The sequence below is a fragment of the Ensifer sp. ENS07 genome, assembly GCF_014852185.1.
Lineage (GTDB): Bacteria > Pseudomonadota > Alphaproteobacteria > Rhizobiales > Rhizobiaceae > Ensifer > Ensifer adhaerens.
Genome location: NZ_JACVBE010000006.1, coordinates 56,818 through 82,061, shown reverse-complemented (window position 1 = coordinate 82,061; position 25,244 = coordinate 56,818). Strand labels below are relative to the sequence as shown.

Here is a 25,244-nt window from a genome sequence, read left to right as displayed (position 1 = left end):
AGAATAGGAAACGGCAGCCTGTCCACGGCCGCCGTTTCGTGAGAAAATGGAGAAAGCTGGAAGGACCCGCTTAAAGAGTAAGCCAGGTCGGGCCCAGTCACGTTTCTGCCTGTCGAATAGATGGCCGCGGATCATGGAACTTCTCGTCGCCCTTGGCCTTATCGCCCTCAAGATCGCATTGCTGATCGCAATGCTTCTACTCTTGCCTTTGCCGCTGACCTGGCTGGAACGAAAGATTGCCGGTCACATGCAGCAGCGCATGGGTCCGATGCGCGTGGGGTGGCACGGCCTGCTGCAGCCGGTGGCTGACGGTATCAAGCTCCTGACGAAAGAAGATCATATCCCTGCAGAGGCAGATCGCTTCCTATTCAAGCTGGCGCCAATCCTGGCGCTCGCTCCGCCCTTTGTGGTTTTTGTCGCAATCCCCTTCGGCGAGACCGTCTCAGTGCTCAATGCAGAGATCACGCTCTACGTTTCCAACCTGAATGTGGCATTGCTCTTCGTCTTCGCGGTGATCGGTCTGGAGGTCTATGGCGTCATCTTCGGCGGCTGGGCCGCCAACAGCAAATACGCCGTTCTCGGCAGTCTGAGGACCTGCGCACAGATGATCAGCTACGAAATCCCGATGGGTTTCGCAGTCGTCGGCGTCGTGATGCTCGCACAGTCGATGAGCCTGGTGGACATCGTGCGCGCCCAGAGTGATCTCTGGAACATCGTCTATCAGCCGATCGGGTTCTTCGTCTTCTTCGTTGCCGGATTGGCCGAAGCGCAGCGCATTCCCTTCGACCTGGCCGAAGCGGAAGGGGATCTCGGTGCAGGGTTCCATACCGAGTACAGCGGTATCCGTTTCGCGTTCTTCATGGTCAGCGAATACGTCATCGTGCTCCTGGTATCGGTCCTCTCCGTCATCCTGTTTTTCGGCGGCTGGAACGGTATTCTCATTCCGCTGCCGCCGCTTCTCTGGTTTGCGCTCAAAGTGGCATTCTTCATTTATGTGTTTATGTGGTTCCGTTTCACCTTGCCCCGCTATCGCTATGACCAACTGATGGCGATCGGATGGAAAGTCTTGCTTCCTCTGTCAATGGCGAACATAATTATCACTGGTATTGCTTTCACTTAGGAGCCAGGGCGGCTTCTCCACGCGCCTTCTAGGTTCGATGTCGATCTGATGAAGATGCGTGCAGCAATCGAAGGGACTACAGCGACCCTCCTGCGTCGGAAGAGACGCACGCCGCTGTAGAACGGCGCGACGATGTCACGCGTAGTCGACAGAGCTGGAACATGGATCGGCTGGGCGCTTTTTGCGGATCTGGCGAGCGCCTTTGCGCTGACCTTTGGCTATATGTTCTCCAAGCCGGTGACCATGCAGTATCCGGACAAGGAGAAATGGCTCCCCTACTCTCGCTATCGCGGCCATCACTTCCTCAAACGCGACGAAGAGGGCGAGATCAAGTGTGTTGCGTGCGAGCTTTGCGCTCGCATCTGCCCCTGCGACTGCATCGAAGTCGTTCCCTACGAGGACGAAAACGGCAACCGACACCCGGCAAAATTCGAGATCGACACGGCCCGGTGCCTGTTCTGCGGCCTCTGTGAAGACGCCTGCCCTGCGGACGCCATCGCACTTGGCCAGCAGTACGAATTCTCGAGTTTTTCGTCACGCGACCTCGTGATCGGACGCGACGATCTGCTCGAAAAACCTGGAAAGGCAATGACCGGCGGTGGTGTCGTCACCGCACGCCTGAATACGGATGAGGGCGTGCTGGTCGAAACGAGCGAGCCGCATGGATACAACTGGTGGCGCAATATCCGGCGAACGTGAGGAGCAGCAAACCGGGGCGCGCAGATAGGAGGCTCAAATGCTTGTCGGTGAAATCGTGAAGGATAAGGGTGCTGGGGTGATCGCAGTCGCTCCCGACCAGACGATGGTGGAGATCCTGCGGCTCTTTCGTGACAACAATATCGGCTTCGTGGTCGTCAGCCACGCGCCCGGAAGGTATCTGGGCACGCTATCGGAGCGGGATTGCTGCAACGCGCTTGCGGAATACGGGCCAGAGGCAGCGCTGATGCCGGTCGCCGACATCATGAACCGCAACGTGGCGATTTGCGCGGCTGTCGATGGGCTGCCCCTGGTGATGTCGATCATGACCCAGAGACGCACACGTCATGTGCTGGTCATTGAGGAGGAGGCCATTGTCGGCGTCGTCAGCATCGGCGACGTGGTCAAGCACCGGCTCGACGAGGCGCAGCGCACGGAGCGGCACCTGCACGAATACATTGCCGGGGCCGGCTACCACTGAGAGTGGCTTTGCACCCACTGGCGGGGACAAGAGACCGTGCAGGCGTCTCGCGCGCAGATCCTCATGCTCCTCGCCAGACCCGGTTCGTGCCCTCGATTGCGTGCGCTGTTTCTGCCTTGTGAACCTTAACCGGACACGGGTATTCACCTCGCCTCATCAAGCTGTTGAGGCGAAGAGACCGATAGTTTTCGGGAACAAAGACGAGCCCCTTGGGAAACGGCTTTTCGACCTTGAGCTGCGCTACCAGTTCACCGCGGGTTGAACAAACGACCACCTGGTCGCCGTCCGAAAGGCCAAGCTTAGCCGCATCCTCAGCGCTCATCGCGACATAAGGATCGTTGGCGACCGTGTTCAAGATCTCCGAACGCTCGGTCAGATAGCCATTGTGGAACAGACAGTTGCCGGTGACGAGCACGAGCCCGTCGTGCGGTTGCGAAACGGTCGGCGGTGCATGGAAGGCTTCCGCCGGTGGCGTCGGGCCTTCTTTCGTGAAGGCACCGTCGGCACCAAGTCCGGTCCAGGTGAGCACCTGATAGGCCGGTATCAGCCGGGCGATCTCATCGAAAATCGCGACATGCGTCGAAGGCTGCAATATTTGGCCGCGCTCAGCTGCGACAAAATCGAAGATAGCGAGATTGCCCCGCGCCTCAAAGACTGGTTCCCGGAACTTGGCGACCTGCTGGATGCGACCCTCGTTGTTGGTAAAGCTGCCGGGCTCTTCACCGTAGCCCGCCGCTGGCAAGACGACCTCGGCCAGTGCGGCCGTCTCCGTAAGGAAACTGTCCTGGACGATCAACAGGCCAGCAGCACCAAGGGCCCGCGCCATGAACTCCCTGTCCGGATAGGCGATCAGGGGGTCAGTTCCGACAAGGTAGAGCGCCCCCATTTGCCCAGCCACGCAGAGATCCAGCATCGCGTCGAGATCAGCACCCGGCCCATCAGGGATTTCGGCGCCCCAGTTCCGGGCAAGAGCGGCGCGCGCCGTCTCGTCGACAACCGGCTGCAGCCCCGGCAAGCCGCCCGCCAGGGCCCCCATATCAAAGGCGCCCAGCTGGTTGGCGCGGTCGAAGAGGACCTGCAATGCTGGGGTCTTGCCGAGGAGGCGAAGCAGTTGCAAGAGATTGGTGAGTTGTTGCAACGCTCCCCGCGCGTCTGACGATCTCAGGAGGTCGACACTGACAAGCACGGTGACAGTGCCGCCTTCGTTGAGTGCTGCGGCCAGACGATCCGGTCCATCGCCGCCATTGCTGGCTACCGGACCGGCGGTTATCAGTGCGATCTCCGCAAGAGCGTCACCTGACAGTTTGTCACCGGCGGCCGCAGCAAGTCCGGCAACCACGGCTGCAAGGCTCGCGACCTCTCCCCCGGGCGGCACACGAACCAGAGCCTTAGCATCGGCGTCGAGGCGGGACGGTCGCGTCGAGAGCATCAGTAATCCAGTCCCGCGCCGCCTGGCGGCATCCCTTAGAAGATATTCGGTAACCGGGTTTTCCTCGGTCACGTTGCCGCCGATGACAAGCACGTGGTCGACGCCGATCACGTCCGTCAAAGGTGCACGACTGTAGCTCGCCATCAGCGGGGCAAGCGCGTCGAAGGGTGTGGACCAGCGCGACGAGCAGTCGATATTGTTGGTCGCAAAGACCGTGCGCATGAGCTTCTGGAATTGATAGAGAACTTCATTGGGCAGGCGCGGCGAGACAAGTCCGCCGGAAGCCTTGCTTTCGACCGCTGCTAGCCGCCGGCGCAGATAGTCTCCTGCTTCGTCCCAGGAGACCGGCACAAGAGTGCCGTCGCGGCGGATCATCGGTCGTTTGATCCGATCATGCCCTTCGATGAAGTCTAGGCCGAAACGGCCGCGTGCGCAGAGCGTTTCGCGGTTGACGCCGTGTTCCTCCTTGGACCGGACACGCATGAATTCGCCCTTGCGCGCGCCGACGGTCAGCTGACATCCCGTGCCGCAATGCGGACAGATCGTGTCGACCTCGGCGAGATCCCAGGGCCGAGCCTTATAGCGATAGGGAAAGCTCATCAGCGCGCCGACCGGACAAACTTCGATGCAGTTGCCACACTGGTCGCAACTGGCAAGACTGCCCTCAAAGCCGGTGACGGCCGTATCCATGCCTTTCTCGACAGTGCCAAGGGCGACCGCGCCGACGACCTCCTCGCACATGCGCACGCAGCGCTGGCACTGGATACAACGGTTGACGTTCATGATGACGACCGGGCTCAGGCGAATGTCGCGAGAATGGAAGACGCGCTTGGGATCGTGAAAGCGACTTCTCCCCGGGCCATAGGCCATCACCATGTCCTGAAGCTCACACTCGCCGCCCTTGTCGCAGATCGGGCAATCGAGCGGGTGGTTGGCAAGCAGCATGTCGAGCATGGACGAACGTGTTTCATCAATCAGCGGCGTGTCCGTTCGCACGACCATGCCTTCAGTGACGGCTGTGGCGCAGGACGGCTGTAGCCGCCGCAGTCCCTCGATCTCGATGAGACACATGCGGCAGGAGGCAAGCGGCGGCAGGCGCTTCAGGTAGCAGAAGGTCGGAATTTCGATGCCCAAGCGCTGAGCGGCCTGCAACACAGTGGAGCCGGCCGCAACTTCCAGTGTTTGCCCATTGATCGTAACGCTCACCATGACTTACTCGCCCGCGCTAGAGCGCTCCTCAGTGGAATGGACACTTCCGCTCCTCGATATGGGCGACGAATTCGTCGCGGAAATGCGCAAGCGAGGCCCGCAACCCCATCGCAGCACCGTCACCCAAAGCACAAAACGTATTGCCGAAAATGCCCTTGCAGAGCATATCCAGCTGCTCCATGTCGCCGGGGGCGCCCTCGCCCGCCTCGATCCGGCGCAGCACTTTCACAACCCAGTTCAACCCCTCACGGCAAGGCGTGCACTTGCCGCAGGACTCGTGGTGAAAGAACTCGATGATGCGGGTGGCGACCTTGACCATGCAGGTCGTGTCGTCGACGACGATCACGCCTGCCGAACCCAGCATCGTGCCGGCAGCAGCAAGCGAGTCAAAGTCCATTCCGACGTCCAGGCCCGGCTCCGGGATCACCGGGGCGGAAACACCACCTGGTATTACCGCCTTGATCTTGCGACCGGCCGGCGGCCCGCCGGCATGGTCCTCGACCAGTTCTCGAAGCGGGATCCCCATCGGCAGCTCGTAGAGGCCGGGCATGCGCACTTGCCCGCTGACGCAATAGAGCTTCGGGCCTGGGCTCTTTTCGGGTCCGATACCGCGGAACCAGTCAGGGCCCCGCGCCACGATATGCGGCACGCAGACCAGCGTCTCGACATTGTTGATGACGGTCGGGCTGGCATAGAGCCCCGCAACCGCCGGGAACGGCGGCTTCAGGCGCGGCTGCGCCCTCTTGCCCTCGAGCGAGTCGAGCATGGCGGTCTCTTCGCCACAGATATAGGCACCAGCACCACAATGGACGTGGACGACGAAATTGAAGTCCGAGCCCAGTATCCGTGTTCCGAGATAGCCTTTGGCTTTGGCCTCGGCAATCGCCTGTTCCAGCCGCCTGATCGCCAGCACATACTCGCCGCGAATGTAGACATAGGCGACCTCGGCTCCGATCGCATAGGCGCTGATCGCCATGCCTTCGACCAATTGGTGCGGGTCGCGCTCCATGACGATCCGGTCCTTGAAGGTGCCAGGCTCCCCTTCGTCGGCGTTACAGCAGAGATACTTCGGCTTGTCGGCCCGCTTGGGGACGAAACTCCACTTCATGCCGGTCGGAAACCCGGCTCCGCCGCGGCCACGCAGGTTCGACCGCTTGATAAGATCGATGATGTCGTCGGGCGTATGTTCCTTGAGGGCTTTGTGAAGCCCTCGGTAGCCGCCGCCGGCCTCATAGGTGGAAAGAAGATGCCCATCCTGCACGTTCACATTCTTCAAAAGAACCGGTTCGTACATGGTTATTCCCCCGGCGGTTCGACGGCAGCGAGATCGGCGCCGGCCGCGTGCGGAACCATGGCGCGCAGCCGGGCAAGGAGTGTGTCGATCCGCTCGATGTCGAGATTGCCGTGATAGTCGTCGCCGACCTGCATGACCGGAGCCATTTCACAGGCGCCTAGGCATTCGACCGTCGAGAGCGTGAACAGCCCATCCCCGGTCGTGCCTCCCTTCTTGATCCCGAGCACGTTCTCCAGATGCGTCAGCAGATCCTCGGATCGCCGCAGCATGCAGGAGACATTGTCGCAGAGCTGTAGGTGGAACTTGCCCACCGGCTCGGTATGGAAGAGCGTGTAGAAAGTTGCGAGCTCGTAGACCCAGATCCGCTCGACGCCGAGGATTTCGGCGACCTCTTCCAGCACCGGGCCGGGCAGATGGCCATGTTCGCGCTGCGCGATCAAAAGTGCGGGCATGATCGCCGAGCGCTGGTCGGGATACCGCGCCGCCGCCTGTTCGATCTTCTCGCGCATCGCCATCACGTCCAAATCTCCGCTACTTGTCGACCTCCGCCATCACAGGATCGAGGCTGCCGAGCACGGCGATCATGTCCGCCAGATAGCGGGCGTTCGTGACGCCGAAGACGCCTTGAAGGTTGACGAACGAGGGTGCCCTGACCTTCATGCGGAACGGTTTCGGCGATCCGTCGCTGATGATGTAGAAGCCGAGCTCCCCCTTGGGCGCTTCGATTGCCGAATAGACCTCGCCCTTCGGCACGCTGAAGCCATAGGCCGACAGGTCGAAATGCTGGATCAATGCCTCCATCGAGCAATGCACCCGTTCCTTGTCGACGGGGAAGGCAATCGTCGGCATGTCGACCTGGAACGGCCCCTCGGGCATCTGGTCGATGCATTGTTCGATGATGCGCATGCTTTCACGCATCTCATCGACCCGGCATCGCCAGCGCGCATAACAATCGCCTTCGTCGCGCGTGATGACATTGAAATCGAGCCGGTCGTAAATTTCGTAGGGCTCGTCACGACGGATGTCCCAGTCGACGCCGGAAGCACGCAGGTTCGGACCGCTGAGGCCGAGATCAACGGCGTCGTCGGCAGTGATGACGCCGATCCCTTGGGTGCGTTTCAGGAACACCCTGTTGTCTTCGAGGAGCCGCTCATAGTCGCGGATGCGGTTTGGGAAGATGTCGCAGAACTCCCTGATCTTTGGGAAGAACCCATCAGGCAGGTCCTCGCGCACCCCACCGACCCGGCAGAAGGAGGTGTGCATGCGTGCACCGGTGACCATTTCGAGGAGATCCATGATCATTTCGCGCTCGCGCATGACATAAAGCAGCGCGGTCATGGCGCCGAGATCCATCGGCAGCGCGCCGGTGATCAAAAGATGACCGGAGATGCGCGCGAGTTCCGCCATCATCACGCGGATATATTGTGCCCGGATCGGGGCCTCGATGCCGAGCAGCTTCTCGACTGCAAGCGCGAAGGCCAGGTTGTTCGATGGCGGGCAGAGATAGTCGAGCCTGTCGGTCAGCGGGAAGATCTGCGTATAGGTAAAGCTTTCTGCCAGTTTTTCCGTGCCGCGATGCAGGTAGCCGATATGGGGGTCCACCCGCTTGACATACTCGCCGTCCAGTTCGAGCACGAGCCGGAGGACCCCATGGGTGCTGGGGTGTTGGGGTCCGAGATTGAGAAGCACTTCCTTGCTGTTGAGCGCTTCTCCTTCCGGCCTCGTGAGCTCGGTGACTTCGGTCATCTCAACTTTCCGGTATCGATCGGTCTCCGTGGTTCATGTGGTTTCGGGTCGGTCCAAAAGGAAACCGCCCGCACTTCCTCCCTCCCCCCTATGGAATGTTCCGCGTGGCGAGGTCGGGCTGGGTCGGCGGCGGCCCTTCGGCACCAAACGGGTTCAGCTTGTCCTTGTACCCCTTAAGCGGGAAGTCCTTGCGCTGGGGAAAGCCCTCGAAGCCCTCCCACATATAGATCCGGCGCAAGTCGGGATGCCCCTGGAACCGGATGCCATACATGTCCCAGGCTTCGCGCTCGTGCCAGTTGGCGGTGCGCCAGACTCCGGTGACCGAAGGAATCTCAGGCGGATCGCCAAGTCGACACTTGATGCGGACACGCCAGCGGTTGGGCAGCGAATAGAGATGGTACACCGCCTCAAAGCGCGGCGTTTCGGGATAATGGTCAACGCCGCAGATGTCGGAAAGGAAGTTGAACCTGAACTCGGGTTGGTCCTTCAGGAACCGGCAGAATTCGACGATCTTTTCGGGCGGAGCCACGAAGACATCGATGCCATGCGCAGTTCCGAGATCCTCGATCGCTTCCCCGAAGCGCTCCAGGATCAAAGCGCGATTGAGAGACGGCTCGACACTCATGATGTCGCCACCCGATCGAGAGGCGTTCCGGCCAGTGCGCGGGACTTCTTGATCTTTTCTTGCAATAGCAGGAAGCCATGCATCAGCGCCTCGGGCCGTGGCGGACAGCCGGGCACGTGCACATCGACCGGCACAAAGGTTTCAGACCCTTGCACCACGGCATAGGTGTTGTAGACGCCGCCCGAAATAGCGCAGGTGCCCATGGCGATCACCCAGCGCGGCTCCGGCATCTGGTCATAGAGCCGGCGCACGACGGGGGCGAACTTCCGGGTCACCGTGCCGGCGATGATCATCACGTCGGACTGCCGCGGCGAAGGGCGAAACACCACGCCGAACCGGTCGAGATCGTAGCGCGCGCAACCGGCCGAGATCATTTCGATGGCACAGCAGGCGATGCCAAAGGTCTCGGGCCACAAGGCCGATCTCCGGCTCCAATTGATGACGCTCTCGGCCGTGGTGAACAGCACGCTGTCTTGGATCGTGTTTCCTACTCCTCCCATTCCAGCGCTCCCTTCAGCCAGGCGTAGGCAAAACCCACGAGAAGCAGCACGATGAAGACGAACATTTCGAGATAAGCGACAAGACCAATCTCTTTGAGGACGACTGCCCAGGGGAAGAGAAACATCGCCTCGACATCAAAGACGACCAGGAGGATCGCAAGGATGAAGAACTGCACCCTGAAGCGTCCCCCGGCTGCCTCGCCTGCCGGGTCCATTCCGCATTCATAGGGCATGTTCTTTTCGGGATAGGGATTGGACGGCCGCAACAGCGAGGAAACAAAAAGCGTCGCCCCCACCACCAGAACAATTCCGGCGATCATGAAAAGAACCGGCAGGAAATCCGCTGCAGACATATCGCGCAGCCCGGTCACCCATCGGGGCGTTGGTCAAGCCGCGATCGGCTCCTTCGGGCCGGTAACGCGGCCGCCCAGTAGGCGGCTAAGGGCATTCCTTTCCTAAACTGCTAGTTTATTCTGTCGGATAGGCCAATGCAAATGCGATCGCTCAGCCGCCGAAGGCCGACTGCTGGGCGAGCTTCAGAAACCACGCCGGAAACAGGCCGATGCCAATCGTGCCGGCGGCGGTGACGGCGAGTGCGGCACCGACGAGGGGCGTCAGGGCCGGCTCGAACGCCCGCTCCGGTTCGCGCATGAACATCACCATGACGATGCGAATGTAAAAATAGGCGGCGACGGCGCTCAGGAGCACCGCGATCACCGCCAAAAGGACGAAACCACGCTCGACGAGCGCGACCAGAACGTAGAACTTTGCAAAGAAGCCTGCCGTCGGCGGAATGCCAGCCAGCGAAAACAGATAGAGCAACATCAACAGCGCCAGCCCCGGATGCCGCTTGGCGAAGCCGGAATAGTCCTCAATGACTTCGCCCGAGAAATTGCCGTTGCGCATCATGATGACGGCGCCGAAGATGCCGAGGTTCATGAAGGTGTAAATCAGAAGGTAGAGCATTACGCTGGCGATCCCGTCTGCACCGCCGGCAACGATGCCCAAAATGGCAAAGCCGGCATGGGCGATGCTGGAATAGGCGAGCAGGCGCTTGAAGTTATCCTGCACCAGCGCCACGAAGCTGCCGAGCGCCATCGTCACCACCGCGATAACGGCCAGTATGATCCAGACGTTGGAGCTTGCGACCAACGGGTTGAGGAACACCCTGAGGATTACCGCAAAGCCTGCCGCCTTGGGCCCGACGGACATGAAGGCGGTAACCGTCGTCGGGGCACCCTCGTAGACATCCGGCACCCACATGTGGAACGGCACCGCGCCAATCTTGAAGACCAGCCCCGCGACGATGAAGACCACCGCAAGCAGCAAGCCCGGATCGAGCGGATCATTGCTGACTGCCGCCGCCATCCGATCCAGTTGCGTCGTGCCGGTAAGGCCGTAGACCAGCGAGACGCCGTAAAGAAAAATCCCGGTCGAGACGGCGCCGAGGATGACGTATTTGAGCGCCGCCTCGTTTGAGCGTTGTTCACGCCGAAGGAAGCCGGTCAGCACGTAGGTGCACAGCACCATCAGTTCGAGGCCGACATAGATCGACAGGAGATCGGTCGCAGACGCCATGATCATCATGCCGGCGAGCGCAAGCAGCAGCAGCACATAGTATTCGCTGCCGCCGATCCCTTCGATATTGGCATAGTTTCGCGAGAGCAGGAACGTGAGCAGGATCGACAGGTAGAACAGCGATTTGAAGAAGATGGAGAAGGGGTCGGTGACGAACATGCCCGCATAGGCCGGCTGCGCCTCTCCTGACAGCGTGAATGTCGCCAGGACGGCAAGCAGCACGACCGCGACCGACGCCCAGACAAGAAGAGCGTCCTTTCCCTTCGGCAAGAGTTGCCCGCCAATCAACAGGATTGAGGACCCGACAATCACGATGATTTCGGGCAGGCTTACAAGGATCGACGCAAGGAGCGTTGCGGCGGTCATGGGCCGTTCCCCCTGTCGTGGACCTGCTGCAAAAGATGCGTGACCGAGCTGTCGATGATGGCGAGAAAGGGCTTGGGGTAGAACCCGACCCAAAGCACGAAGACGGCAAGCGGCAGGATCGCCACCAGTTCGCGGCCATTGACGTCACGAACCTTGAACCGCGCGCCGACGGTTGCCGGACCGAGCGCCACTTTCCGGTACATGCCAAGCAGATAGGCCGCGCTCAGCAATGCGCCCGATACGGCGACTGCGCCAAGGGTGAGGTTGGCCGCAAACCCGCCCGACAGCACCAGCAACTCGCCCACGAACGCGTTCGTTCCCGGCAACGCCATCGACGACAGCACGAACAGCGCCAGAAATCCGGTGTAAACGGGAGCCACCTTCATCAAGCCGCCATAGTCGGCGATGCTGCGGGTGTGGGTGCGCTCGTAGATCAGGCCGACGAACAGAAAGAGCGCGCCGGTCGTCACGCCGTGATTGAACATCTGCAGGATGCTGCCTTGAAGCCCGAGCGGGTTGAGGGCAAAAATCCCAAGCGTCACGAAGCCCATATGGCTGATACTGGAATAGGCCACCAGCTTCTTCAAATCGTCCTGCGCCAAGGCAAGCAGCCCGCCATAAACGATCGCGAGTGCCGAGAGCGCCATCATCAAGGTCGAATAATAGACTGAAGCCTCCGGCAGCATCGGCAGCGAGAACCTCAGGAATCCATAGGCCCCCATCTTCAGGAGTACGCCGGCAAGGATGATGCTGCCGGCCGTCGGAGCCTGCACATGGGCGTCCGGCAGCCAGGTATGGAGCGGGACCATCGGCACCTTGACCGCGAATGCGACGAGGAAGGCAAAAAACAGCCAGGATTGAATGTCGAACGGCAGGTCGAGTGCCATCAAGGCAAGGATGTCGAACGTCCTGCCGCCCTCGAAGTAAAGAACGATGACGCCGATCAGGAACAGGAGGCTGCCCGCCAGGGTGTAGAGGAAGAACTTGAACGCCGCATAGACCCGGCCATTGCCGCCCCAGACCCCGATGATCAGATACATCGGGATCAGCATCGCCTCCCAGCAGACATAGAACAGAAACAGGTCGAGGGCCGTGAATACGACCAACATCAGGGTCTGCATGGCGAGCAGGCAGACCATGAACTGCTTCACTTTGCGGTCGATGGCGACCCATGAGGCGAGCACCGAGACAGAGCCCAAAAGCGCGGTCAGGAACACGAAGAGCGCACTGATGCCGTCGACGCCGAGCGCAAAGGATATGCCGAGCGCCGGCACCCACGGGTGCTTCTCGACAAACTGCATCTCTGGGCTCCCGGTATTAAAACCGGACAGCATCGCAATGGCGAGCGCCACGTCGAGCAAGGTGAAGGCGAGCGCTGCCCACCGCACCGCCTCGTCGCTGCGCAGAAGCATCAAGACCGCCGCCCCGGCGGCCGGTATGAAGACGATCAGGCTGAGGAGCGGGAACGCCATCACACCCCCTACTGCCACACGACGGCAAAAACAGTGATCGCCGCGATCACGCCGGCGATCATCGCCAACGCGTAGTGGGTGACCATGCCGGTCTGCAACCGCCGCAACGCGCCGCCGCCAGCAAGGATGGCGCGGGCAAGCCCGTTCACCGCCGCATCGACGCCGTTAAGATCCACCCGCAGTCCGGCGCGCGCCGTCCCGTGCAGGAGCGGCAGGACCAGAGCGTCGGACACATTGCTCACTGCCTTTTCGTATCGCGCCAGCGGTCTCTCGGCGAACCACAGGAAGGCTCGCGCCCCCTTGCGGTAGAACCAGTCCGTATCGATGCTGATGGTATTTTCCGGATCGAGCGCTTTCAGGAACAGCACGAAGCCCAGTGCGGTAAACATCAGCAGACCGAGGCTCTCGGTGACATGCGCGCCCGTATAGGGCTCGAAGGCGACCGGATAGGGAAGGAGCGCATAGAGCGGTCCCGGGAACACGCCAATCGCGATGCAGAGCACTGCCGCCATACCCATCGCAACCAGCATGTTACTGGGGGGCTCGCGCGCCTCCAGCTTTCGATCAGGCCCGAAAAACATGTAGTACGGTAGCTTGAGGCCCGTGTGCAGGAACGTGCCTGCCGATGCCATCGTGAGTACCAGAACCACGAGTGCCCTGTGATCCTGACCGGCGGCGGCGATCACCATCGACTTGGTGACGAAACCCGAGAAGAACGGAAAGGCTGAGATCGCGAAGGCGCCAACCATATAGAGCGCCACCGTCAGCGGCATGGTTTTGTAGAGCCCGCCGAGCTCGGTCAGTTTCCGCCGTCCGGTGACCTCAATCACCGCCCCTGCCCCCATGAAGAGAAGCGCCTTATAAAGGATGTGTGCGAAGGCATGGCTGGTGGCTCCATTTACCGCCATTTCAGTGCCGATCCCGATGCCCGCCACCATGTAACCCACCTGGCTGACGATGTGATAGGCAAGCAGCCGCCGACAGTCGTTTTCCAACACCGCGTAGATGACGCCGTAGAGTGCCATCACAGCACCGAGCCAGACGAGAAGCTCGGTCCCCGGGAATGCGCGCGCCAGCACGTAGACGGCCGTCTTGGTGGTGAAGGCGCTCATGAACACCGCCCCTGTGACGGTCGCTTCGGGATAGGCGTCCGTCAGCCAGGCGTTCAGCGGCGGCACCGCGGCATTCAACAAAAAGCCCGCAAGGATCAGATAGCCGCCAATATCCATTGCTCCCGCGGCACCGCCTCCGGCGATCGGACCGAAGAGCAATGAACCGGCGGCGAACCCGTGGAGCACGATGCCACCAAGCAGAGCGACGCCGCCCGTGACGTGCACCATCAGATAGCGGAAGGCCGCACGGATCGCGCGTTCGCCCCCTTGCGCAAAGACCATATAGGCAGAGGCGAACGCCATGCCCTCCCAGAAGAGGTAGAGGGTCAGATAGTCACCGGCAAACACCACACCGAGCGCACTGCCGACATAGACGAAGGCCGCCACATGCTGACCTGCCCGCGGCAGATGCAGCGCGTAAACCATGCCGATCAGCGCCATGATGGTGAAGACGGTGGCAAAGACGATGCTGAGCTTGTCGACCTTTGCAAACAGGATTTCCTGCCCGAAGACGCGCGCCGCGCCATAACTGCCTGGCTCCATCGTCAACACCGCGACGATGACCAGAGCAGGAACGAGCACCAGAAAGACCTTGCGGACCGATCCCTTCAGGAACGGGATTGGCACGGCGCCGAGAATGAACAGGATGCCGGGATGGACGAAGTCAATCATAGTAGTCCTCGCGCCGCATGAGGCCGACTTGGTGGCCGAGGAACTTTGAGACGAAAATGATGAGCGCGCAGGAGCCGAAACCATAAGCCGCCGACCAGCCGGGCAAGCGGTCCCACAGATATTCGGCGTGGTCGCGCGGAACCAGGGAATCGGCGACGACGATCAGAACGAGCACGAGATAGAACAACCGGCGGCGAGACCGCGCATAGCGCTCGTCGCCAAAGAAATCGACGATGTTCCTGATCATCTGACCACTCCTTCCGCCAAGGCGATGAAATAACCGGGGAAGATGCCCATCAGCAGCGACAGGGCAGCGGTCGCCACCAGCGGGATCGTTACCAGCGGAATTTCCCGGACAGGTTCTGCCTCTCCCGGCGCCTCTGTTCCGAAAAAGGCGATATAACTCACCGGCAGGAAGTAGGCAGCGTTGAGGACCGAGCTTGCCAGGAGGACGACGAGGAAAGCCATCTCGCCGGCTTCGACCGAGCCGAGCGCAAGATACCACTTGCTGACGAACCCCGCTGTTGGCGGCACGCCGATCATGCTCAGCGAAGCGACGAAAAAGGCTCCCATCGTCCAGGGCAGCCGGCGGCCGATGCCGGCCATGTCGCTGATGTTTCGTTTTCCCGAGGCGCAGTAGATCGATCCGGCGCAGAAGAACAGCGTGATCTTGGAGAAGGCGTGCACGGCGATATGAATGATGCCGCCGATCATCGCGACCGGAGACAAAAGCACAGCACCCAGCACCACGTAGGAGAGTTGGCTCACCGTCGAATAGGCAAGCCGCGCCTTCAGGTCGTCGCGGGTCAGAGCATAGATCGACGCCATAAGGATGGTGAAGGAGACGAGATAGGCCGTTGCGATGCCGAGCCCCAGCCTTGCGACCAGATCCACGCCGAAGACATCGAACACCAAGCGCAACACGCAAAACACGCCCATCTTGACCACGGCCACTGCATGCAAGAGCGCGCTCACCGGCGTCGGTGCAACCATTGCGGCGGGCAGCCAGGCGTGCATCGGCATCACGGCGGCCTTGGCGAAGCCGAAAAGGTAGCAGAAATAGACAATCGTCAGCAGCGGCGCCGAGGCGTCCACCCTCGCCATCAGGCCCCCGGGCACAAAGTCGAGCGATCCGGCAATCTGGTAGGTCAGCGCCAGCGCGGCAAGAAGCACGCTTTTCGATGCGCCCATCAGGTAGACGAGATACTTTCGGCTGCCTGCCCAGGCCTCTTCGTCCTCGTGGTGGTAGACGAGCGGATAGGTCACGAGGCTCAGCACCTCGTAGAAGATCACCAGTGTGAACAGATTGGCCGCGAAAGCACCCCCGACGGCGGCGGCGAGACTGGTGGCAAAGCAGGCGAAGAAGCGGGTCTGCGCGTGCTCGTTCAGGTGCCGCATGTAGCCGATGGAATAGACCGCTGCGACGATCCAAAGGAGCGAGGAAACGGTGGCAAACACCATGCCGAGCGCATCGACGCGGAAGGCGAAGGCGATGCCCGGCAGGATCTCGAACAGGCGGAGATCGAGCGTACCACCCGAAAGCACCGTGGGTGCCATCGAGATGACGATCGCGAACATGACGACCGCAGCAAGCGGCGAGACGGCATCCCGGATTTTGTCGTGCTTGTTCAAAACGAGAACTGCCAGTGCCGCCAGCCCTGCGACGGCGACGGCAAGTAGCGGCCGGATTGAAAGCACCGGATCCAAGCCGCTATCCTTTCATCGTCGTCACGTCGTCGACCTTGAGGGTGGGCTTGTTCCTCACGAGGGCGACCAGAATGCCGAGGGCGACGGCAACTTCCGCCGCGGTGATGGCGATGACGAAGATCGCGAAGATCTGCCCGCGAAAGTCACCGTAGTACCGTCCAAAGGCGATGAAATTGATGTTGACCGAGTTGAGCATAAGCTCCAGCGACATCAGCACGACCAGGATGTTGCGCCTCAGCAGCACACCCGCGGCTCCGATCACGAAGAGGATCACGGCGAGCGAAATGTACCACCAGAGCGGAACCATCACCCGGTCTCCTTCCGGGCGAGCACGATGGCACCAACGAGTGCCGCTAGAAGGATGATCGAAGCGACTTCGAACGGCAGGAGATAATCGGCGAAAAGGACCGTGCTCAGCTGCCTCACCTGGTCACCGCCGCGCGACGCGACGGGCTCAACCGCCGAAAAGCGACCGCTCCAGAGCACAAGCGCAAGCATCTCGACCCCAAGCAGGACGAGGAGGGTCAGTGCGGGCAGATTTCGCCCCGGCACAAAACGCTGCAGTACCGCTTCGCGCACGTCGATCATCATGATCACGAACAGGAAGAGGACCATGATGGCGCCGACATAGACGAAGATCTGCACGACTGCGAGGAGCGGCGCTTCGAGCAGGACGAAAATTGCCGAGATTTGCAAGAAACACGCCATCAGCGCCAATGCGCTATGAACAGGGTTCCGTGCCAGGACGACCGTAAGGGCGGTAACGACGGCCCCCGCAGCAAACAGAAGGAAGAACCCCTGGCCCATGACGCAGCCTCTCCCGCGCGAACTATTCCGCGGCGCTTGATGGCCGGAATTCAGGGAGCGCCGCAGTTTCAGTTGCGTTTATAAATTGTGCCCCAAGGAACGGTTTTTCACAAGAATATTGTCTGCAACTTAGTTGAATGAGGCTTGATAGGTCGTCGATGCGAGCCTCTTGGCGAGCGACATGCGGGTGCATCGAGCCTCTTGGCCGCGCTCGCTGCTAGCAAAGGTGCTCCAGACGATATTTTATGCGATTATACGCCTTCAATCTCGTCGAGCGGTCGTGTCATCCTTCACCTGCAAAGAGGCGGCTTTCGGTCAGACCATGGTCGCGCCCGTTCAAGTTCGCCAGCGAGTTGGAACAATGTTGCCTCATCGCCGAAGCGTCCGACGAAATGCGTGCCGATCGGCAAACCGCCGTCCGTCCAGAAAAGCGGTACCGACATTGCAGGCTGTCCGGTCACGTTGAACACCGGCGTCCAGGGCATAAAGGCGAACGTGTCTGCGGCAAGTCGTTCGGCAATCCCAAGCTTTCGAAGCAACCAACCGGCCTCGGCGCGGCCGATCGCACGGATGATCGTCTTCTCTTGAGGGGAAGGCTGGAGCGCCCCGATCGGCGGGGGTAAGCGCGAAAGCACTGGCGTCATCAGCACGTCACGGGTCTCGAAGAAGGAACTGACGCCGCGCGCCGCCAGCTTGAGGTAGCGCAGGGCCTTTGCAAGATCGCTTGCGGAGAAAGCCTGTCCGAGCAGGCCCATGCCGATCGTGGAAGCGTCGAAATCCTCGACCCTGATCGGAACACCGGCCGCATAAGCCGCGTCTTCCATGTCCACACGCAGTTCCGCGGCGAGCACGGTGAGAAACGATAGTGAGAATGCCTCCGCGTCGACTTGGGGCGCTGCCTCGACGACTTCGTGACCAAGATCTGAGAGCAGCTTTGTCGCATCGGCGAATGCGGCAAGGACCTCCGGTTCGACTTTACCACCGAGCATCGGCGCTGAGGAAACCGCGATACGTAGTATTCGGGACGGCCCTCTGACGGCGTCGAGGAATGAGCCCGAGTAAGGGGGGAGATAGTGAGGCGCACCCACGTCGGCCCCCTGCACATAGTCGAGCAGAGCGGCCGAGTCGCGCACCGACCGGGTCAGTACATGCTCGACGGCAAAGCCCGCCCAGGGCTCTCCGATATAGGGGCCAGACGGGGTGCGGCCGCGCGTTGGCTTCATCCCGAACACCCCACAGGCCGATGCCGGGATCCTGATCGAGCCGCCACCGTCACCCCCGGAGGCGAGCGGCACGATGCGAGCTGCGACCGCCGCTCCTGATCCGCCGCTGGAGCCGCCCGGCGTGCGCTCGAGGTCCCATGGGTTCCGAGCGGCCCCAAAGGTTTCGGATTCTGTATAAGGCGTCAGCCCGAACTCAGGGGTGTTGGTCTTGCCGAGGATGATCAACCCCGCCTTCTTCCAGCGCTTTACGATTTCGGAATCGCCGCCGGCGGCAAGCTGCGCCCAATGGCGGTTGCCATGAGATGTGGGCACACTCTCAACCGCTGACAGCAGGTCTTTCATCAAAAATGGAACGCCCGCGAACGGCGCAGTGATATCCACAGTGGATGCTGCGCTCCGGGCCTGATTAAACATTGTGAGAACAACGGCGTTTAAAGCCGGATTGCGAGTTTCGATCCTTGCGATTGCTGTCTCTACCAGCTCAAGAGCTGACACGCCCCCCGCCTTCACCAGTTCCGCCAATCCGAAGCTATCCAGATCGTCGTACTCAACCAGCATGGACTTCCCCTCGAGTTGCGCTAGCGATTCTATTCCGAAAAGCCCGGTTTGAGAAAGCCCGGGGTTCTCTCGCCAACCAACCAGTCTACCGAGCGTACCGAAGCGGCTGGCCGGGGGGGGGGGGACGAGCTCAGACCACGGCGTCACTGGAAAATCGCAAGCCGAAAACGGCAGGACGGTCTGAGCCGCCAACCACTGGGCCGGCATCGGCGCGGCTAGGCGCGACATGCGCCCCCGATCGTGTCAGCGCGTTTCTGGGTCCGTCAGCGGCAGCAAGTGCGGCCTCCTGATCATTATGCCAAAGCCATCTCCGTCGCAGATGAAGTCTATCCCAGCCGCTTCAAACACCTGTCGCATCCGGTCTAAAGTGCGCGTTCGCAGCTGTTCACCGCGTTCAAAGCGACTTACTGTCTGGCTCGAAACGCCGGCAGCAGCGGCCAGATCCCGAATACCCCACCCCATGGCGACTCGAGCGAGTCTGCACTGAACAGCATTCATTTCACAGCACTGCTGTGATTTGGCTTGATCATCTCGCTCGGCAACGATACCCTCCTAAGCTGCAATCGGCTGGCCCACGTGTTGGAGCACGCGAGACCAGCCTAACCACAATCTAGCTTGTTGGAGCTTGGATCATGGCTGATTCTGAGATTAGCAGAACTTTGCCTGCAATTACGCGTAGAAATAGATACGCGGACGATGGTGCCCCCAAAAACCTGCCCTACCGGATCAATCGTCGCAACCTTCTGCCTGTTGCCGGACAGCTGCTGAGCGCGCGTATCGGAGAACTTGACGGGCGAAGGGAGAGCGGTCCGACGCCAGTTCGGGAACTGTGGCCTCGCTGGTACGCCTACCATCATCACTGCATCCGATCCGGTCGTCTCAGGAAACGGCTTGCTTCGAATATGCTGCATGCCGCCGGCGCTTTGCCGATTTCTGAATTTGAAAGCGTTGGAGACGACGGCGCCGTCGCGATCCGCTCGTTGGCCGCCATCCATCGTATCGCGCGGCTGAATGTCGTAGCCGGACAGTCGGAACTGAACGAGCGTCGGAAACGGTGGAAGGACGCTGATCAGCGCCTTGGCTACAGCGCAGTCGCCGCCCTAGAACAGGAGCTGGCAGAGCAGACCGGGGTCGTGGGGCGGGTGCTGTTGATTGCACCGGTCTCCTCGGTGATCGAAGTCGCCGCGAAGCTTCACTGCCTGATCGTTACGCACGACCCGGACCTCAAACTTGAGGATGCCCCCTGGCCACAGCTGCGAACCCTGTTGAAGGACCTCATCCGGATCAACGGTGCGCGAGACGATCAGTACCGTCACGAACGACTGCCGACGCGGTCGGAACCCAGCCCGCAGTTTCACTCTGAGGGGGAGATCTAGCAACATGGACCTCGGCAAATCAACGGGCGTGCGAGACGTTTTGGACCTGGCGACGCAATACAAAGCCGCCGCCGTCAAGCTGGGTGAGAACCCATCCAGTCCTAACCATCTTCCGCAAAGGCTGCTGGCTCTTCATGCCATCGAGCTTTATCTCGATGCTCTTCTTCAGGCGAAAGGCCTCGATGACGAGCCGATCCACAACTTACAACATGACCTTGGCGAGCCGGCCCGAAGAGCGGGGGCCGCAGGACTTGTCTTGCGCAAGCGCACGCTGGCGCACGTGGCAACGCTCTCCTCAGCTCAAGAGTATCTCATTGTCCGATATGCTCCTGAGCTGACGTCCACGCTCTCGCAGGTGAACCGGGTTATGACGACGCTTGAGGAGGTTTCGCGGAAGGTCCCAAAGATGGTGAAGGCGACCAAGCCCCATAAGTGAACTTGATCGCTGGCGGCCAAAGGGATGGCGGGTTTTCCGAGTTGGACCCGCATTCGGAGGTATGCCAGACGTGCTGCCGAGATTTGCATTCAGCGTTGACTGGATCTTATCAAAAAATGACTCGCAACAAAATTCCCAAAATGGAAACTTTGTGCTTGTTTCCAAATTGGGAATTCGTAAAATAGGGACTCAAGTGAACGTTATCGCTAAATCTGCGCTGGTCAGCTTTTGGAATAGCTTGCCGAAAGGCGTCCCCAGAGAGACCGCGCGAGCCGCAATGACGGAATGGTATACTACCGCATCGAAGGCAAGCTGGAGTAATTTTAGCGAGTTAAAGAAGACATTTAACTCAGCTGATCTGGTGGCCGGCAACAAGGTTATCTTCGACGTCGGCGGCAACAAGTACCGCATTGTGGGGCTGGTCGCATTTCGTTCCAAGCGGATTTTCGTCCTGTTTGTCGGGACGCACGCCCAGTACGATGCGATCGACGTCAAAGAATTCTGACGTGAAAGGAAGTCGACATGTTGGATTTGAAAGGGTTTCGGACGCTTCAGAGTGAGGCCGAGTACAACGCCGCACTGAAGGAAGTCCGGCCATATTTCGAAGACGAACCCGAAGAAGGCTCTGAGGAAGCTGCGCACTTTGACGCGCTCGTCCTTCTGATCGAACAGTACGAGGGCAAGCATTATCCAATCCCGACGGCGAGCCCTGTTGAGGTGGTCAAGTCCGTGATGGCTGCGAACAACTACACGCGCGCCGATCTCGTGGCGGTCATTGGTTCGAAAGCGCGGGCGGCCGATCTTCTGAACGGAAAACGGGAAATTAATCTGGATCAGATTAGAAAGCTCAGCAAAGAATGGAACATCCCGGCTGGTTCACTGATCGGCGAAGTGGCGGCCTAAGGTATTCCGTCTAAGCTCGCCCCATTAGCCCGATCGACAAGGCGAGCAACGTCGTTGATGCGCTCGATTACGACCCGAATCATTCAACCCCGGACGATCGAATTCGTTCTTTCAGATTCGAGTCGGGCCGGGCCGGGCCCACCATACCACCATTCTTAGCGCTAAACGACCAACACTCAGTCATCAAAAGAGCGGCGAGACCCGGGGAAGCTGGCAGGTGCCAGTCGATACAATATACGATCATTCGAGCGCATACATGAACACTGCGCCATTTCCGCCCGATGAGGCTTTCGCAATTCGCGAGTCATAAGCACCGATTGAGCTGCGGTTACGAAACGGTACGGGTGCGACCGAAGGCACGCAGCAACAGGTTCACGGAAACCGCGACCTTATCGATATCAGGAATGTCTTGGGAATAGCGGCCGGTATAGAGCTTGACGATCATCTTGTCGCGTTCCTTGCCGTTGAGGTCGTAGTAAAGGTGAAGATAGAAGCGCCGCTTGTCGCCGGTACGCGATATGTCGCCGCGCCGCTGCGTCACTTGCCTCAGATCAGCCTGCAGCGGCTCGAAACCGTCGAGCCTGAGGATTACCTGCGCAGACTCGAAGCGCACCTCCGGCGGAACCGCGACCACCGCCTTGTCGAGCGAGAGGCTGACCACGCGCCCCGGCGTCCCGTCGACATTGGCGGGCTCATCGAGCTTGAAAGCCTGGAAAAGTCGACGCGGCTTTTCGAAACAGATCAGCGACGCGATGACGAGGACGACGATGTTGATCCCCGACCAGACGGCTCCGATCGCCGAGAACGACCCTTGGACCTGCGCCGTTTCCGGCACGAGGTTGATCAGAAGTCCGAGCGCCGTGACGGCGATGAATGCGCCAATCCATGTAAACGTGTAGGCGTCGAAACTGTTCGCCTCGTTGCCGGTGCCTTTCGGGGTTACCTTGAACGGCTTGCCGAAGGGCCGCACGAGGCTGGAGAGAACCGTCGGCAGCATGCGGAACGTCGCGAAGGTCCCGACCGCGCTGGAGACCACGGGCAGATAACGTGTCGGCGTTATCCAGAGCATCAGGAGGAAATAGGCCGCGAGCACCGGAAGCTGATTTGAAACATAGTCGGCAACGCCCGTGAAGTGCAGCGGCAAGGCGCCGAACCAGAGATAGGCGATCGGCACGATCAACACGATCAGGCGCACCACGTACTGAACCAGCCAGGACATGGGGAGAAACATGATCCGCTGGAACAACGACAGGCCCGGTCCACGCAACGGACCGTTGTGGAGATAGAGCGTCTGGATGCCGCCCTGGCACCATCGTTCCCGCTGAACAAAATAGCCCGTCAGGTTCTCGGCTGCCAATCCCATCGACAGCCGTTCGTTGAGGTAGCGGGTCTTGTATCCCTTGTTCAGCATCGACAGCGTCGTCAACAGGTCTTCGGTGATCGACTCCGTCGGGAAGCCTCCGATCGCATCGACGGCCTTGCGGCGGGCGATCGAGCACGAACCGCAGCAGAAGCTGACGTCCCAGACGTCGCGGCTGGGCGCGATCTCGTCGAAGAACAGGCGCTGCTCGTCCGGCCAGATGTTCTCCAGGCCCAGGTTCGATTGCACCGGATCGACGTTGAAGAAGTGCTGCGGGGTCTGGACAATCCCGATCCCCTCGTCCGAAAAGAACGGCAAGGTGCGCTTGAGAAAATGGCGATAGGGAACAAAGTCTGCGTCGAAGATGGCGATGAAATCGCCCGAACTTGCGCGCAGCCCATTGTTCATGTTCCCGGCTTTCGCGTGCGCATTGTCCGTCCGGGTCAGGTGGACCGCGCCCCGCTCTGCGCAAAAGGTCTTCAGCCAATCACGCCGGCCGTCGTCGAGGACATAGACGTTGAACTTGTCCTTCGGATAGTCGAGCGCCAAAGCCCCGACAATCGTGCGCTCCAGAACATCGAGCGGCTCGTTGTAGGTCGGAATGAAAACATCGACTGTCGGCAGATCCTGCGCCTCGCGCGCGAAGAACGTCTTTCCCAAACGGTCCGCCTCGCGACTGCGGTCGACGTATCGGCTCATCAGGATGAGGAAAAGAACGACCTCCGTGAAGGCAAGGAGCTCGATGACAAAGACGATCCAAACCCACCAGACGTTCGCGCCATCAGCGGGATAGGGAAGGACGGTTTCGAAGAGGCGCCAGACCATGTAGCGCAATGCGACCGCCCCAACGACCGCGCAAGTGATGGTGCGCGCCCAGCTTTGATGCCGCGACCAGTTCGATGGCCCAAGCAGGAAGAAGGCGATCACCAGCAATGTGGGCGCGAGCGCTAGAAGAGGTTGAACCACAGCCCTTTGATCCACTGTGTCAATTGCAGATTGTGCCGAGAGATGCGGACCTGGGCGGACCGCCCCACCTGGCAAAAATTGCCGAAATCGGTGTTGAGAGCCGAGGGGAGGAGTTGAACGCGGATTCTCGCGTCGCGCTCCTTGGCCTCCGGCTCCTTGGCGGCGAGATTGTCTTTCTCGACGACGGCGGATGAGCCTTTTACGGCCTGCACCTTCCCCTTGAAGACTTCGCTCCGGCCGAGAAGCCGGATTTCCGCTTCGCGGCCCGGATAGATCTCGTCGTAATCGACTTCGGGAACGAGAATATCGACGAACAGTTCGCGGCAATCGAGGATACGCAACAGCTCGTTGTTGAGGATGACATTGGAGCCGTTGACGACGTTGCGGGTCCACACCACCCCGCTGAACGGCGACGCTATTTCTGCCTGTTCGAGACTGCGAACGCGCTTCCCCTCTTCCTCCAGCTGCCGTTCAATCTGGTCGGCGCGCGTGCTGTTTTCGACAATGCGGGTGTTGATGTCGTTTATGCGAACGATCACCTCGTCCTGACGCTGGCGCGAATAGGGCACGTCGTTTTGACCATCGCCGACGATGAATATCCCCTCACGCAGGGCCATCAGCCGTTGTTCGAGAAGATCGAGCGACAAATTGCTGATCTCGACCTCGCCGCCCGTGGCCGCGCCGGCGGCGGCTGCCGCCTCGACCATCTTGCGCGTGAATATCCCCTTAGATTCCAGTTCCTGCCGTCTATCTAGGTCTACCCTTGCAACGACGTCCTGGGCACGCGACACCTCCACCCGCTTCTGCATTATGCGAAGTTCGCGCTCCAGACTGGCAATGGTGGCGTTCTTGAATTTCTCCAGCCGATGGGCGAGTTGGTTGCGCAAGGCGACGAGTTCGTCCCGTTCACGCTCCAGCGCCGTGACGCGATCGGCGGCCGTCTTTCCTTCCGCCTGAAGCGAAGCAAGGATCGCCCGATTAACCCGTTCGTTGCGGATGGTCAGAAGCGTCTCGTTTTCGGCGACCGGCGTGCCGATGCGTGGCGGCGCTTGTCCGATTTCCCCGTCAATCGGTGCGTTGATGACGGCAAAGCGGGCATTCACGGTGCCGTCGAGGCTGGTAAAGCCGGTCAGTCCAGGCAGGACCACGACGACAGCAAGCGTCAGAAGCAGGATGCCGACGGTGATGCGCGTGATGCGATGGTTCAGGAGCATGCCAACCGTTCCCACTCACTACGTTGCCGAGCACGACAAACGCCAGAGCGCAGTCCCAGCTCTGTCCATGGCTCTGGCTGCGCAAAGAAGATTGTGCGCAAACGCGCCTCGGGCAACCCTCAGAAGTTGGTGCTTTTTCGATTGGTTAAGCTTTTACGAACAACTCGGCTAGGTATTTCAGCCTCCACCCAACAGAGTGGTCGAACTCATGTTTTGACGAGTGAACCGGAAAGACGCGCTTCGTGTTGCGCCATAGATTGTCTGAGACGGGCCTTACCATATGCACGTCCTCGGGCGCGTTGCATTCCGTGATTGAGCAGACTGCGCCCCCAAGGGATGCGGCAGATAGAACTCAGCTTTGCCGACATCCTTCGCGAGCGTGGTTTTCAAAAAA

The 25,244-nt window shown here is 60.3% G+C and carries 25 protein-coding genes; 7 read left to right on the top strand and 18 right to left on the bottom strand.

Features of this window, described 5'->3' with window-relative positions; genetic code table 11:
• The first annotated feature begins 133 nt into the window (after nucleotides 1-133).
• From nuoH to IB277_RS19635, 3 genes are all read left to right on the top strand, one after another.
• Nucleotides 134-1,120, top strand: a complete 987-nt coding sequence (nuoH, locus tag IB277_RS19645; RefSeq protein WP_060583851.1) for an NADH-quinone oxidoreductase subunit NuoH — start codon at nucleotides 134-136, stop codon at nucleotides 1,118-1,120.
• A gap of 132 nt (nucleotides 1,121-1,252) precedes the next feature.
• Nucleotides 1,253-1,819 (top strand): NADH-quinone oxidoreductase subunit I, encoded by a 567-nt coding sequence (locus tag IB277_RS19640; protein ID WP_192371394.1) that lies wholly within the window; start codon nucleotides 1,253-1,255, stop codon nucleotides 1,817-1,819.
• Between the two features lie 37 nt (nucleotides 1,820-1,856).
• On the top strand, nucleotides 1,857-2,297 hold the full coding sequence (locus tag IB277_RS19635) for a CBS domain-containing protein (protein ID WP_060583847.1): 441 nt from the start codon (nucleotides 1,857-1,859) through the stop codon (nucleotides 2,295-2,297).
• A gap of 61 nt (nucleotides 2,298-2,358) precedes the next feature.
• Here IB277_RS19635 and nuoG read toward each other — a convergent pair whose 3' ends face one another.
• From nuoG to IB277_RS19555, 16 genes are all read right to left on the bottom strand, one after another.
• The gene (nuoG, locus tag IB277_RS19630; protein WP_192371393.1) at nucleotides 2,359-4,935 is read right to left on the bottom strand and encodes an NADH-quinone oxidoreductase subunit NuoG; all 2,577 of its coding nucleotides are present in this window, start codon (nucleotides 4,933-4,935) and stop codon (nucleotides 2,359-2,361) included.
• A 28-nt stretch (nucleotides 4,936-4,963) separates the two neighbouring features.
• Nucleotides 4,964-6,229, bottom strand: coding sequence for an NADH-quinone oxidoreductase subunit NuoF (nuoF, locus tag IB277_RS19625; RefSeq protein WP_192371392.1), 1,266 nt, complete (start codon nucleotides 6,227-6,229; stop codon nucleotides 4,964-4,966).
• A gap of 2 nt (nucleotides 6,230-6,231) precedes the next feature.
• Nucleotides 6,232-6,744, bottom strand: a complete 513-nt coding sequence (gene nuoE, locus IB277_RS19620) for an NADH-quinone oxidoreductase subunit NuoE (protein WP_060517296.1) — start codon at nucleotides 6,742-6,744, stop codon at nucleotides 6,232-6,234.
• A gap of 16 nt (nucleotides 6,745-6,760) precedes the next feature.
• Nucleotides 6,761-7,975 carry an NADH dehydrogenase (quinone) subunit D gene (gene nuoD, locus IB277_RS19615; protein WP_192371391.1) on the bottom strand — a complete coding sequence of 405 codons (1,215 nt, stop codon included), beginning with the start codon at nucleotides 7,973-7,975 and terminating at the stop codon, nucleotides 6,761-6,763.
• Between the two features lie 88 nt (nucleotides 7,976-8,063).
• Nucleotides 8,064-8,600, bottom strand: coding sequence for an NADH-quinone oxidoreductase subunit C (locus IB277_RS19610; RefSeq protein WP_192371390.1), 537 nt, complete (start codon nucleotides 8,598-8,600; stop codon nucleotides 8,064-8,066).
• Nucleotides 8,597-9,100, bottom strand: a complete 504-nt coding sequence (locus tag IB277_RS19605; RefSeq protein WP_192371389.1) for an NADH-quinone oxidoreductase subunit B family protein — start codon at nucleotides 9,098-9,100, stop codon at nucleotides 8,597-8,599. The genes IB277_RS19610 and IB277_RS19605 overlap by 4 nt, the downstream gene beginning before the upstream one ends.
• Entirely contained in the window at nucleotides 9,088-9,453 is a 366-nt protein-coding gene (locus IB277_RS19600) for an NADH-quinone oxidoreductase subunit A (RefSeq protein WP_029742550.1), read from the bottom strand. The genes IB277_RS19605 and IB277_RS19600 overlap by 13 nt, the downstream gene beginning before the upstream one ends.
• Nucleotides 9,454-9,604: 151 nt before the next feature.
• Nucleotides 9,605-11,044 carry an NADH-quinone oxidoreductase subunit N gene (locus IB277_RS19595; RefSeq protein ID WP_192371388.1) on the bottom strand — a complete coding sequence of 480 codons (1,440 nt, stop codon included), beginning with the start codon at nucleotides 11,042-11,044 and terminating at the stop codon, nucleotides 9,605-9,607.
• A complete protein-coding gene (locus IB277_RS19590) occupies nucleotides 11,041-12,516 on the bottom strand; it encodes a NuoM family protein (RefSeq protein ID WP_192371387.1) in 1,476 nt (491 codons plus the stop codon). Before IB277_RS19590 ends, IB277_RS19595 begins: the two co-directional genes overlap by 4 nt.
• Nucleotides 12,517-12,524: 8 nt before the next feature.
• Nucleotides 12,525-14,300 carry a Na(+)/H(+) antiporter subunit D gene (locus IB277_RS19585; protein ID WP_192371386.1) on the bottom strand — a complete coding sequence of 592 codons (1,776 nt, stop codon included), beginning with the start codon at nucleotides 14,298-14,300 and terminating at the stop codon, nucleotides 12,525-12,527.
• Nucleotides 14,293-14,547 carry a hypothetical protein gene (locus IB277_RS19580; RefSeq protein ID WP_192371385.1) on the bottom strand — a complete coding sequence of 85 codons (255 nt, stop codon included), beginning with the start codon at nucleotides 14,545-14,547 and terminating at the stop codon, nucleotides 14,293-14,295. Before IB277_RS19580 ends, IB277_RS19585 begins: the two co-directional genes overlap by 8 nt.
• A complete protein-coding gene (locus IB277_RS19575; protein ID WP_192371384.1) occupies nucleotides 14,544-16,007 on the bottom strand; it encodes a monovalent cation/H+ antiporter subunit D family protein in 1,464 nt (487 codons plus the stop codon). Before IB277_RS19575 ends, IB277_RS19580 begins: the two co-directional genes overlap by 4 nt.
• Before the next feature lie 4 nt (nucleotides 16,008-16,011).
• Nucleotides 16,012-16,314, bottom strand: coding sequence for an NADH-quinone oxidoreductase subunit NuoK (nuoK, locus tag IB277_RS19570; RefSeq protein WP_192371383.1), 303 nt, complete (start codon nucleotides 16,312-16,314; stop codon nucleotides 16,012-16,014).
• A complete protein-coding gene (locus tag IB277_RS19565) occupies nucleotides 16,314-16,814 on the bottom strand; it encodes an NADH-quinone oxidoreductase subunit J (protein ID WP_034796791.1) in 501 nt (166 codons plus the stop codon). The genes nuoK and IB277_RS19565 overlap by 1 nt, the downstream gene beginning before the upstream one ends.
• Nucleotides 16,815-17,104: 290 nt before the next feature.
• Complete coding sequence (locus IB277_RS19560; RefSeq protein WP_192371382.1) at nucleotides 17,105-18,595, bottom strand: amidase; 1,491 nt, start codon at nucleotides 18,593-18,595, stop codon at nucleotides 17,105-17,107.
• A 243-nt stretch (nucleotides 18,596-18,838) separates the two neighbouring features.
• Entirely contained in the window at nucleotides 18,839-19,093 is a 255-nt protein-coding gene (locus IB277_RS19555; RefSeq protein ID WP_192371381.1) for a helix-turn-helix transcriptional regulator, read from the bottom strand.
• A 134-nt stretch (nucleotides 19,094-19,227) separates the two neighbouring features.
• On the opposite strand from IB277_RS19555, the gene IB277_RS19550 reads away from it, so the two are divergent.
• The 4 genes from IB277_RS19550 to IB277_RS19535 all read left to right on the top strand — a co-directional run bounded on the left by IB277_RS19550 (nucleotide 19,228) and on the right by IB277_RS19535 (nucleotide 21,310).
• Nucleotides 19,228-19,971 (top strand): hypothetical protein, encoded by a 744-nt coding sequence (locus IB277_RS19550; RefSeq protein WP_192371380.1) that lies wholly within the window; start codon nucleotides 19,228-19,230, stop codon nucleotides 19,969-19,971.
• A 4-nt stretch (nucleotides 19,972-19,975) separates the two neighbouring features.
• Nucleotides 19,976-20,407: a hypothetical protein gene (locus IB277_RS19545; RefSeq protein WP_192371379.1), complete on the top strand. Its 432-nt coding sequence runs from the start codon at nucleotides 19,976-19,978 to the stop codon at nucleotides 20,405-20,407.
• Between the two features lie 61 nt (nucleotides 20,408-20,468).
• Nucleotides 20,469-20,912 carry a type II toxin-antitoxin system HigB family toxin gene (locus IB277_RS19540; protein WP_246812756.1) on the top strand — a complete coding sequence of 148 codons (444 nt, stop codon included), beginning with the start codon at nucleotides 20,469-20,471 and terminating at the stop codon, nucleotides 20,910-20,912.
• A 17-nt stretch (nucleotides 20,913-20,929) separates the two neighbouring features.
• On the top strand, nucleotides 20,930-21,310 hold the full coding sequence (locus tag IB277_RS19535) for a type II toxin-antitoxin system HigA family antitoxin (RefSeq protein WP_029742565.1): 381 nt from the start codon (nucleotides 20,930-20,932) through the stop codon (nucleotides 21,308-21,310).
• 328 nt (nucleotides 21,311-21,638) lie between these two features.
• Here the strand turns inward: IB277_RS19535 and IB277_RS19530 are convergent, their stop codons facing one another.
• Together IB277_RS19530 and IB277_RS19525 are read right to left on the bottom strand one after the other, a co-directional pair.
• Nucleotides 21,639-23,636: a glycosyltransferase gene (locus tag IB277_RS19530; protein ID WP_192371378.1), complete on the bottom strand. Its 1,998-nt coding sequence runs from the start codon at nucleotides 23,634-23,636 to the stop codon at nucleotides 21,639-21,641.
• Entirely contained in the window at nucleotides 23,618-24,850 is a 1,233-nt protein-coding gene (locus tag IB277_RS19525; RefSeq protein ID WP_192371377.1) for an HlyD family secretion protein, read from the bottom strand. Before IB277_RS19525 ends, IB277_RS19530 begins: the two co-directional genes overlap by 19 nt.
• Nucleotides 24,851-25,244 lie beyond the last annotated feature (394 nt).